The 12,210-nt window shown below is 67.7% G+C and carries 1 protein-coding gene (only partly in view); it reads left to right on the forward strand.

What is annotated here, in order from left to right; translation table 11 throughout:
• Positions 1–12,210 carry the start of a toxin glutamine deamidase domain-containing protein gene (locus GA0070618_RS15935; RefSeq protein ID WP_157748946.1) on the forward strand. Its footprint extends 32,133 nt past the window's final position, so the window shows 12,210 of its 44,343 coding nt (coding positions 1–12,210); the start codon lies at positions 1–3; its stop codon lies off the right edge, out of view.

A 12,210-nucleotide genomic window follows, 5' to 3' on the forward strand; every position in this document is an offset into this window, starting at 1 on the left:
ATGTTGGCGTACGACCTGAACGCGTTGGAGGTGCTGGCGGATCGGGTGCGGACCGTGTTGGTTCCGGAGCTGATCCGGGCGATCAGGGCGGTTCGGGCGGCGGGGGATGGTGAGGTCTACGACCGTTTCGTGGCGCAGACCGCTCCGTTCGTGGAGTTGCTGGACGGGGTCGCCGATCTGAAGGTGAACACCGCCCAGGCGATGCGGGGCTTCCTCAACCAGATGGAGCTGACGGATCGTCAGGCGCTGGTCATGTTCATCTTCATGATGACCGAGTTGGCGGTCGCGTTCGCGATGGCGTTCTTCCTGCCGGTGGAGGCGGCGGCGCACATCGTGAAGACCCGGACGATCATCCAGACGATCCTGCGGTCGTCGATGGTGCGGGCGGCGGCGAGCAGCACGGCGATCCAGATGTTGTTCATGCCGGGCTCGTCGCTGTTGGCGCAGATCAGCATGCTGGCTGATGGTCTGATGCCGGGGATCGACTGGGCGCAGGTCGGTAAGCAGGCGTTGTACGGGTTGGCGGTGGCGGGTGTCACCACGGCGGCCTCGCCGGCGTTGGCCCGGTTCGCCGGTGCCGTCGGTGGTGGTCTGGCGCACCTCGGGGTGTCGGGTTCCACGCGTGACCTGTTGACCAGTCTGATGATGGTGCCGGTGTCGGAAGTCGGCATGGAGGTGGTCGGCGGCATCGGTGCCAGCTACATCGTCGACGGGTACTACAACCCGGGCAGTCTCGGGCCGGACGCGCTCTCCGGGGCGTTGTCGGGCTCGGGCGAGCTGGCCGCGACCGGGGCCGGGATGGGTGCGCGTCGCGGCGCGGTGGGCCTGGGGTTCAATCCGACCCGGCCCCGGTGGCGGATGCCGGATGGTGTCGGCTTCACCGCCGACGGTAGGCCGGTCGCTCCGGTGCCGCCGCCCATCCCGGTCACTGCGGACCCGTCCGCGTATCAGCCGGAGGTCGGCGATCCGGCGGGTGCGGGCTCCGGCGGGCCGGCCCCGGTGCCCGTCCCGCCGGTGCCGGCACCGTCGCTGTCGGCACCGGCGCCAGTGGCGCCTGAGCCGGTGCCGCCGGTACCGGCGTGGTCGGCGCCGTCGTGGTCGGCGCCGGACCTGCCGGCGCCGTCGTGGTCCGTGCCGAACTTCTCGGTGCCGACGGTGCCGGTGGTGCCCGTGCCGGAGTGGGTCGCGGTCGCCGGCGCGCCGGCGGTGGAGCAGTGGCAGCGGTTCCAGCAGGAACTGGTGGACCACTACGGTGGGCTGCTCGCCGGGACGGGGCAGGCGCGGCAGTTCCTGGCCGCGCTTCCCGTGCCGGTCGAGCAGGTCTTCACCGAGTGGGCCGACGCCCGGCAGAACGACCCGACCGTCCCCGCCTTCCTGTCCCAGATCGGCCTGCCCGCCACCGCGCTCACCGAGCAGTACCTGTTCGGTGTCCGGGACCAGGCCGTCGCCCGCATCACCGAAGCCCTCGCACAGTCGGTCACCGCCGGCGGGCAGATCCCGGCGGCGGTACGCCCGGAGCTGGTCGTCGCCGCGCTGCCGGCGGAGTTCGACCGGCAGGCGTTGCGCTCTGCCGTGCACCTGGCCGCCCAGCACCACATCGACCAGTACCTCACCACCGGCACACCGACGCCCGTCACCCTGCAAGGCGGACTGGTCCTGCCCGGGGCCGTTCAGGTGCCGGGGACCGCTGGTGTGCCGGGCGGTGCCGCCCTGCCGACGGCCGTCGGTACGCCGGGAGCCCCGGGCCTGCCGGGCGGCGCTGGAGTTCCGGGCGGCGCTGGCGTGCCAGGGGCTCCCGGGGCGGCGGTGCCGTCGGACGCCGTGCGCGCCGCGGTCGCGCGTGACGTGCGGGCCCACGTGGACCGCAGCCTCGACGCGATCCTCGGCACCACCCCACCACTCACCGCACCGCCCACCGCACCACTCACCGTGCCGCCCGCCGTGCCGTCGGCTGCGGTGGCCAGTCCGGGCGCCGCGCAGGTCAACGCCGTGGCGGACGTGGTCCGGCAGGTCGTCACCGACCTACCCGCCCGCTTCACGGCCGCGGTCATCCCCGACACCACCGGACCGGACACCACCCCAGCCAGCACGGACACCCCGGCAAACCGGCGCACCGATGTGCCGACGGTGCCGGTGACCCCGGAGCAGCACACCGCAGCAGCGGCCAACCTGGCAGAAACCCAGTTCGCTGACCTGGCCAAGAAGTACGGCGTCGAGCCGGCCAACCACGACGCCCTCGCCGGATCCTTCCGGCAGGACTGGGTCGACGGGTACCACCAGGTACTCGCCCAGGCCACCGCCACCCCCGGCACGCCGGATATGCCCGGCGCGGCAGGCACGTCCGGAGTGCCGGCCACGCCCAGCGTGCCGGCCACGTCGGGGGTGCCGGCCACACCCATCACGCCGGGCGCGCCGGGCACCCCCAGCACGCCGGGCGCGCCGGGCACTCCGGGCACGCCGGATGCGGCCGGCGTCCGCGGTACGGTGCCGGGTGGCGTTGCCCCTCGGACCGACGGCACGCCGAACCATGACGGCACCAGCGACCGGATATCGGTCAGTGAACTCTCCGTCTCCAGCGACGATGTCTTCAGCCGCGACAGCAGCTTCAACGACACCATGACGGTCAGTGACCTCTCCTCGTCGGACGAGCTGACCAGCCGCGACGACGCCATGACGGTCAGCGACCTCTCCTCGCTGGACGAGCCGATCAGCCGCGACCCGGTCAAACGCGACGTCATCGACGGGGATTCGGTCAGTGGCGTCTCGTCCCTCGACGAGTCGGACAATGGTGAGGCGGCCAAGCGCGAATTCAGGAACACGGACCCGTTCAGGGACGCCTCCTCGCGGGACGGGTTGATCAGCGGCGACCCGGTCACGCGCGATGTCGGCGGCAGGGATTCGTTCAGCAACGTGTCCTCGCTGGACGAGCCGGTCGGTGGTGACCCGGGCGGACGCCGCGAGCCGGCCAGCGCGGCACCGGAGCCGGCGGTCGCGGCCACCGGGCAGCCCGTCGCGGCAATGGGGCAGCCCGTCGAGGCGGCCGAGTCCGCGCGGCGGGTCGCCGACTGGGTCGATCAGACCCCGGTGGGCCCCGACAGCAGCCGCGACCCGTGGTGGTGGTGCGTACAGGCCACCCTCGACGCCTACACCACCGTGTACGGACGGCCGGGCAAGCGGGCGGTGTTCGACGACCGGATCCTCGGACCCGACGGCCGACCCGCACCCACCACGAGCTGGCCGCAACTCCTGGACATCCTCGGCGCGACAGACGAGAGCGTCGCCCTCCCCGGCGGAGTCCGATCGGAGGACGTGCTCGCCGCGCTGCGAGCGGCACCGGGCTCGATGGTCGTGGTCAGGGTCGCACCACCCAACGAGCCACAACACGTCTTCGCCCTCCACAGCCAGCCACAACCGTCCGGACCGCCGACGATCAAGGTGCGCGACGGCCTGGTGCCCGGTGCCGAGGACCGACCCGAACCGACCGACCCGGAACGCGATCCGTGGTTCGGGCACCTGTTCGCCTCGAGTACCCGGCTCGCCGCGTTCGACAGCACCGGGCGACCCACCACGATCGCCGACCTCCTTCCCGACCGCACCAGCGCGCACCCGCAGCCGAGTACCACGACCAGCATCGACCCCAGCGCCATCCTGCTCGCCTCCACCACCCCGCCACGCGGCCCGTCCCAGGCGATGCAGGCGGACGCCACCTCCCCCGGGCAGCCGTCCGACCCGGCGGAGATGGACGATGCGCCTGGCACCGGCCCGGAGTTTGTTGGTCTGGGATTCCAAGACGCGCATCCGGATCTGAGCGGGCTGGATCTGCGCACACCACCGCCAAAGGTCGAACCGGACTGGGAGCCGGCGTGGGGTGTCGATCCGGTCGAGTCGGACCTGCTGGCAGGAGGGGAATCACCGGCGTCCGACATGGACGGGGGAACGCCGAGGGGCGCCGAGCCGGTCGACCCCTCGGATCCGCTGGCGGGCGTGGATTCGCCGGCATCGGAGTCCGGCACCGATTGGCTGGCGGATGCCGACCTGAACGACCCCTGGGAGCCGATCGAAGATTTGGGTGGCGTCGATTGGCGGGCGGAGTCCGGCCAGGTCGGCTATTGGGATCCGCCGGCGTTGGTCGAATCGCCGGCACCGGTGTCCGACGTCGATCGGCTGGCTGAACCCGAACAGGTCGAGTCGGACGTGCCGGCAGGGGTCGATTCACCGACGTCCGAGGACGGGGAGCCGCCGGCGGGTACCGGCTCGGTCGACTCCGGGAGTCCGTGGGCGGAGATTCCTATGCAGGCATCGGTGGCTGGCACCCCTTGGCTGGCGGATGCCGACCCGCGCCGAGCCGTGCATCTGCTGGCAGTGTGGGACCAGCAGGATTCGGCGCGTGATTTCGGCACCCTGCCGGAGAACCCCGCACCAATCGGGCCGGACCCGGGGTCGAGTGGGGCACCGGCGGTCGGTGGGGCCGAGGGGGTCCCGCAGGACTGGAAGCGGACCGTGGCTTCGGCGATCGCGCAGTTGTCGGCCGTGGGAACCCGTGGTGAGGCGGGTGGAGTCCGCGATGTCGCGGCGGAGTTCGTGCAGTGGACGCGCGACGTGCTCGGGGTCGATCTCTTGGCTGACCGTCCGAAGCCGGACGACTTCTACGACGCGGTGTTGCTTCGCTTTGACGAGAAGTTGAAGGCTGCGGGGGTCGAGCCCAGCCCTTCTGGGCTGCGCGCGTGGGTGGCCCGCGAGTTGGCCGCTGATCTTCGCCGGGGTGGCGAGTCGGAGTTCAGCAGGTTGCTTCCGTATCCGGAGGTCATGTCCGAGCAGCGACGGGAGGAACTGCACCGGCAATGGCTCAACAAGATCGCGCTCCACCAGACCGGCGACTTCGACGTTGCGCATGTGGTTCCGCACGTCATCGCTTCGCGGTTGTCCCTGTCGATGCGGATCCACCATTTGTTCGGTGCTCCGCATGACATCGGCCCGGAGCCCCGTGCTGCGGTCGACACCCCCGAGGCGGACCCGGCCACCGTCGACACCCCCGAGGCGGACTCGGCCACCGTCGACATCCGGTATCCGGTCGTGTTCCACAAGGGCGCTTACTACCTCGGCCAGCTACCTGACCCGACAGATGTCGAACGCGCTCGCCGCATCGCTGAGGGTTTCCCTCGGACAGAGGTATCCGAAGACGAGCAGCGGCGTCTCGATCAACTGTTCGTCGATGCACGCGAACTGCTGCGGGCGGAGATCGCGGAGGCGGAGAACAACCCCCATCCGACCAACTCCGACCGGTGGCCCGTCCTGCGGGAGACCTTTCACCGCCAACTTGCGGTCATCCGTCAACATCCCGACTCTCCCCACCACAAAAAGGCCCGGGAACTCGCTGACCACGTCCATCACCTTCGGAGGCTCCTCACTGCCAGCAGATGGGAGTCCGGGAACCGGCAGAACCTGGAAAACCAGTTCACCATCCACCTGCCCGTCTCCGTTGACGCAAGGCGCGCGGATTACCAGTATTTGCGCGTATGGTTGCGCAACAGCCAGTCGGCCGCCGTTGATGTCGAACGGATGGCTGTCCCGGGCGATTTGGTCGCTGTCCATTTCGGCAAGGTCGGCGGAGTGGGCACCGGCTTTGTTGAAGTCTCGTATACCTCGGCTGCCGGCACCGAAGTCCACTCTCGCCGAGGAATCGGCCGCAGTCTGAACGACTCGGAGCTGGCCAGGCTGAGGAGTAGGGCGGTCGACAAGGTGTGGGACGTTGACCGTCCGCCATTGGTGCGCGATTTCTACACGACGACGTCCGTGCAACACAACGGGGAATTGGGCGTGGGGCTCGGCCAAGCTGCCCCCGGCCAGGATGCCCTGAAGCCGAGGATCCCGACGGCCCCGGTGGTCGGCGGACTCCCGCCCGTTCTCAACAGGGAGCTGAACGAGACCCGGCTTCTGCTCGGGTATGCCCGGGACGGCGGCCGACCCACTGCCATCGTGGAAGCACCGGCCGGGAAGAACGTCAAAGGTCAGCCCCTGTACCTGGAATTGTCCAAACCTGCCACCACTCGATCCGACGTCGAGCGGCTGCGCAAGAAAGCACTGTGGGAACCGAATAATCGGTGGGCTCTTTCCGGGCAGATGTCCTTCGATGTCGTGTTGCAGCGGGGAGCGACTCGCCCTCGGGTATTGTCGATTCTTGCCGTGTTGGGTCCATTGTCCATCGAGGTCAGGGCTAGTGGTCGGGCCAGGACCTTGGACGGTGCGGAGGTGGATCTCTCCCCGGGGACATCGGTCACCGTGTCCGTGGGGAAGTGGCCGGGGCAGGGGGAGGACGAAACGGGTGTCGCCGGCACCATTCCTGTCGTGGTCCGCGCGCCGTTGGTCGACGGGCCCGGACACGTCTACCGGCTCTTCGACACCGGTGTGGACATCAAGCGCTTTTACGACCTGACAAGCGAGATCAGCGCGGCCCCACCGGAAGTGCGGGAGGTTCCGAGGCGGACTCAGGTGCGGGAGGTTCCGAGGCGGACTCAGGTGCCGGCGGTAGGTAGGTCCGGTGTTCCGAAGGGCTGGACGCTGACCGTGGCTTCGGCGATCGAGCAGTTGTCGGCCGTGGGAACCCGTGGTGAGGCGGGTGGAGTCCGCGATGTCGAGGCGGAGTTCGTGCAGTGGACGCGCGACGTGCTCGGGATCAGTCTCTCGGCTGGCCTTCCGAAGCCGAACGACTTCTACGACGCGGTGTTGGATCGCTTCGACGAGAAGTTGAAGGCTGCGGGGGTCGATCGCAGCGTTTCTGGGCTGCGCGCGTGGGTGGCCCGCGAGTTGGCCGCTGATCTTCGCCGGGGTGGCGAGTCGGAGTTCAGCAGGTTGCTTCCGTATCCGGAGGTCATGTCCGAGCGGCGACGGGAGGACCTGCACCGGCAATGGCTCAACAAGATCGCGAACCACAAGTCCGGCCATGACGACGTTGCGCATGTGGTTCCGCGCGTCATCGCTTCGCGGTTGTCCCTGTCGATGCGGATCCACCACTTGTTCGGTGCTCCGTATGACATCGGCCCAGAGCCCCGTGCTGAGGTCGACACCCCCGAGGCGGACCCGGCCACCGTCGACATCCGGTATCCGGTCGTGTTCCACAAGGGCGCTTACTACCTCGGCCAGCTACCTGACCCGGCAGATGTCGAACGCGCTCGCAGCATCGCTGAGGGTTTCCCTCGGACAGAGGTATCCGAAGACGAGCAGCGGCGACTGGATCGACTGTTCGTCGAAGCACGCGATCTGCTGTTGGCGAGGATCGCGGAGGCGGAGAACAACCCCCATCCGACCAACTCCAAGCACTGGCCCCTCCTGCGGGAAACGCTTCAGCGTGAGCTCGCGGTCATCCATCGTGAACACCCCGACTATCGGCACAACAGGAAAGCCCAGGAACTCGAACTTCTCGCATACCGCCGATACATCGAGCACCTTCGTGCGGATCCTCGATGGAAGGAAGAAACGACGGACTTCCGTCACCAATTCACGCTCGACATCAGTGCCAAGCGACCAAAGGATGCTAAGCAGCTGGAGCTGAGCGTGCTGCTGGACGGCAGAACCGTAAATATGGGTATCGGCCGAGTGGCCGAGCGGGGCGACCGGCTTCCTGTTCATTTCGGGGCAAGAGGCGAAGAAGGCATCGCTTTTGCGGAATTCCGGTATACCGACGCGACCGACCGCACCGACAGGATCGTCTACCGAGAACTCGGACGCAAATTCAGCGACGGTGAACTGCTCGAATTGAGGGTGAAGGCAGCCGGCCGCGTGTGGGACCTTCACCACCGGCCGCTGTCGAACGACCACTATCAGGTGACATTGCCTCTATTGGGACGCGGGATGTTTGGCGGTAGCTACGGCGACCCGGCGGCCCCGAGGAACGACAGACAGATCACGGTCCCACACGTCCCGGTGGTCGGCGGGCTTCCGCCTGTCCTCTACGCCGAGCTGAACGGCCGTCTCATCCTCTCGTACGCCGAGGACGGTCGACCCACTGCGATCGTGGTAGCACCGGCCGAGAAGAACGTCACAGGACTGCCCCTCTACCTGGAATTGGGCAAGCCCGCCTTCGTCGTCGACGACATCAAGCGCCTGCGCAAGGACGCGCTGTGGGAACCGGAGGATCGGTGGGCTCTCTCCGAGCGGATGTCTTTCGAAGTCCTATTGGAGCCGGGGAAATGGACACCCGGTCCGCTGCCCATCGCGGTCGGCGGTCCTGACTCGGCCAGGACGTTGGCCGGGGCGGAGGTGGATCTCTCTCCGGGGACATCGGTCACCCTGTCGGTGGGGCAGTGGCAGGGGCGGGTCGGGGCGGATGTGGCCGGCACCATTCCTGTCGTGGTCCGTGCGCCGTTGGTCGACGGGTCCGGACACGTCTACCAGCTCCTTGACACGGGTGTGGACAACGAGCGCTTCGACGACCTGAAACGCGACATCACCGAGGCGCTGACAAAGCCGGGGTCGGTTGCGGCGATGCTGGCGGAGAGGGCCGACGATGCGGCGCGGGGCTTGGCGGAGGCGAACCTTGTAACGTCGGGCTCGCTGCCGGCGGTGGTTGCCACGACGATCGAACTGTTGTCAGCCGTGGGCAACCGCGACGAGCAGAACTTCGTGCGGTGGGCGGGCGAGGTGTTCGGACTCGATCTCACGCGAGCGAGACCGGGCAACTTCTACGAATCGGTTTTCCGCACCTTCCGTGAGCAGTTTGCGGACTTGGGGATCAACCGTCAAAGACTGCACGAATGGACGGCCAGCAGCCTGGCCGCCGATCTCCGTCTGGGTGACGCGTCGGAGTTTCGGCGTTTGCTTCCGTATCCGGAGGGCGTGTCCGAGCAGCGACGAGAGGACCTGCACCGGCAGTGGATCGGCAAAATCGCGTACGGCGTCGGCGGCGATCACGACGTCGCGCATGTGGCTGTCCATGCCCTGGCCCGGCTCATACCCCAGTCGGTGCGCATCTACCAACCGTTCGACGCCCCGTACGACATTGGCCCGGGGTCCGATTCCACCAAGCTGCCAGTTGTCTTCTACAAGGGCGCCTACTACCTCGTCCGGCCTGCTGATCCAGACGATGCTGACCTCGCCGCCAGAATCGCCAGGGGTCCCGAGCGGACGCCAATACCGGAAGGTGAGAAGCGGCGACTGGATGGACTGTTCGACCAGGCGCTCGGTATGCTGCTGATGCGAATCGACGCGGTGGAAGAGAAACTCCGAACGACCGGCAGGCACTGGCCCGTCCAGCGGGAAGTACTAGAGCGTAGGCTCGCGGTCATCCGTCAAGGGGTCGGCGGGGTAGATCTCGCCGAGCGGCAACGCCCCGAATCGCCCCGGCAGCAGGCCGACACCCTGACGGAATACCGCCGGTACCTCAGCAGCATTACCCAGGTCAGCGCGACCGGCCTCTGGAGAGGAGAGGACCCAAGGCCTCAGGGAGGTCGGGTCACCCTCCACATCCACGCCGCCAACCACGGTGAATCGCAGGCAGCGGCGTCTGTCCAAGTGGAAAACAAGAGCCTGCGTATCCGCCATCTGAATACTGTCGCTATGCCGGGCGACCGGATCTCCCTCGATTTCGGGATGGACGGTGAAGAGGTATTCGCTGTTGCCAGAATTCCCTACCGGGCGCCCGACGGAACCGAGGAATTTATCTACCGGGACTATCGTACGGACTTTACTCCGGCAGACCTGGATACTCTGAATGCGCGGGCAGTGGATGCCCGGTGGCGGAAAGTGGACTCGGCCCTCAGTCAGTTGACGAACTCGAGAACCCAAAAAGGGTCGGCATTCAAGCGTTGGGCGTATGCGGTTTTCCGCATCGGTCGCGCGGACAGCGGCGCGGAGCCGCTCGACGCCTTCTACGGGACGGTGTTGAAAACCCATCGGGAACGGTTGGTGCAGTCGGGCGTCACCACCGTGGCTGGACTGGGCGTGCTGGTGGCCCGCCACCTGGACGCCGACCTCCGCCGGGGTGAGCAGTCAATGTTCAGAGCACTTCTCCCCTATCCCGAGGACATGTCCGAGCAGCGACGGGAGACGCTGCACCAGCACCTGCTCAACAAACTCCTACACCGCCAGCCGGGCTATCCCGACGTCGTGCACGTGGTTCCCCACATCGTGGCCTGGGGTTTGGGTCTGCCGATGGCGATCCACCATCCGTACGGTGCCCCCCCGTACGTCATCGGTCCACCGTCCGATGACGGTGAGGTCCCGCAACCAGTCGTCTGGTTCGACGGCGCCTACTATCTCGCCCAGCCTCGTGATCCACACGATGCCCGCATCGCCGAGGGTTTCCCGTCACCCGCAGCCCTCACCGAACTGCGCCGACTGGACGTGGTGTTCGACGAGGCGATCGAGGTGCTGAAAACCGAAGTCGACACGGCGGAACAGAACACGGCGATCGGCCACTGGCCGCTCCTGCGGGACACCTTCCACCGGAACGTCGCGGCTATCAGCCAAGGCCCCAGCTCCCCCCAGGGGCTCGCCGACGTACTCGAAGAACACCTCCGATACCGCGACGCCCTCCGCGCGGAGAGCACCTGGGAAGACGAGAACCGTTGGAACCTGCAAGACCCGTTCACCATCCCCGTCCTCGTCGAGGACACCGCAGGTCGTCCAACTCTCCGGCTCCGGCTTGACGGGAACGACACGGTCCTCGGATATGTCGATCGAGTCGCCGTCCTGGGCGACAGGGTCGCTGTCGATTTCGGAAAGGTTGACGGCGAGGGTGTCGGTATCGCCAGAATCCCGTACACCGCGCCCGACGGCACCGAGAGGTTCGCCTACAAGGAGATCGCCCGCAGGTTCACCGACAGCGAGCTGGCCGAATTGTGGAGCACGGCAGCCGGCTCAGTGTGGGAGACCGTCGACCGGTGGACGTTCGGCAATGTCTACCACATCACGGCGCCGGTGAGCGAAGGCGGAACCTTTGACATCACCTTCGGCGGCCAGCGAGTCACGCTCCCACCCGTCGAGATGGCCGACGGACTTCCGCCGGTCATCGCCGCTGAACTGAGGGAGGGCCGTTTCCGGCTCGGATACGGCATGGATAGCCGACCCCTGGCGGTCCTGGAAGCACCCGCCGGAAGGAACGGCACCGGAGCGCCCCTGTACCTGGAGCTGTCCTCGCCGGCCCCCACCGCCTACGACATCGAGCGGCTGCGCTCGATGGCGCTGTGGGAGTCAGTCGAGCCGGCGGCGCTTCTCGACGAAGTATCCATCGATCTCGTCATGCAGGAGGACAGGCGCACGCCAAACCCGCTGCCGCTCACGTTCGGCGATGACAACTCGGGCAGGACGCTGGACGGGCAGGAGGTGGATCTCTCTGCTGGGACGGAGGTCGCCCTGCGGGTCGGCCGATTCCTCCGGATGGAGGGGTCGAACGTCGTCACGAGCATCTTCGCCGCCGTCAAGGCGCCGTTGGCCGACCAGTCCGGATACGCCTACCGGCTCGTCGACACGAACCTGCCGAACGAGTGGTTCGACGAGTTCAAGACGCAGTGGGAGACGACCGACAGCGGCAAACGTCCGGCCGCGCCGGCATGGCCTGCGGGGCCACTCGAGAAGCGTCCGCGTACCGGGGGGTCGTCGTTGCCTGGGGGGCCGGCGGCGTTCGAGTGGGCTGGTGCGGCTTCGGCCGATGGCGGGGTTGGGTTGTCGTCGGGGTGGGCGGCTGGGGTGGAGCCGTCGGTGGTGCGGGTTGATGGTGGTTGGCGTGTGTCGTATCGCAGTGTGGAGGGTTTGCCTTCGTGGGGCGAGATGACGCGGGTGCATTCGGATCGGTTTACGTGGCGGGGTTCGGAGCCGTTGGGGTTTGTGGAGACGCCGGGGGAGGGGCGTCCGTTCCGGGTGGAGACGGCGGGGGAGGACGCGGGGGTTCGGGTCCACGTCGATCACTGGGTGCATCGTGGGTCGGGGAACGTGGTGTTCCGTCTTCGGTTGGAACCCGACGCGAATGTGGGTCGGGATTCGATTCTGCGCACGTTGGGTGCGGTTGAGCAGTGGGTGGTGCGGACCAACGAGCGGTTGCGGCCGGAGGGCGGGCCGCAGACGCAGGCGGTGGCGGTGGTGTTCGATCCGGCCGCGGAGACGGTGGTTCGGCTCAGCCGGTATGGCAGTGATCTGCGGGACAGTGATCGTGTCTGGGTCAGCGAGGATGGTTCGGCGGGTCGGATCACCCAGTTGCATTGGCTTGCGGATCTTCCG

The organism is Micromonospora echinospora, assembly GCF_900091495.1.
In the GTDB taxonomy this organism is placed as follows: domain Bacteria; phylum Actinomycetota; class Actinomycetes; order Mycobacteriales; family Micromonosporaceae; genus Micromonospora; species Micromonospora echinospora.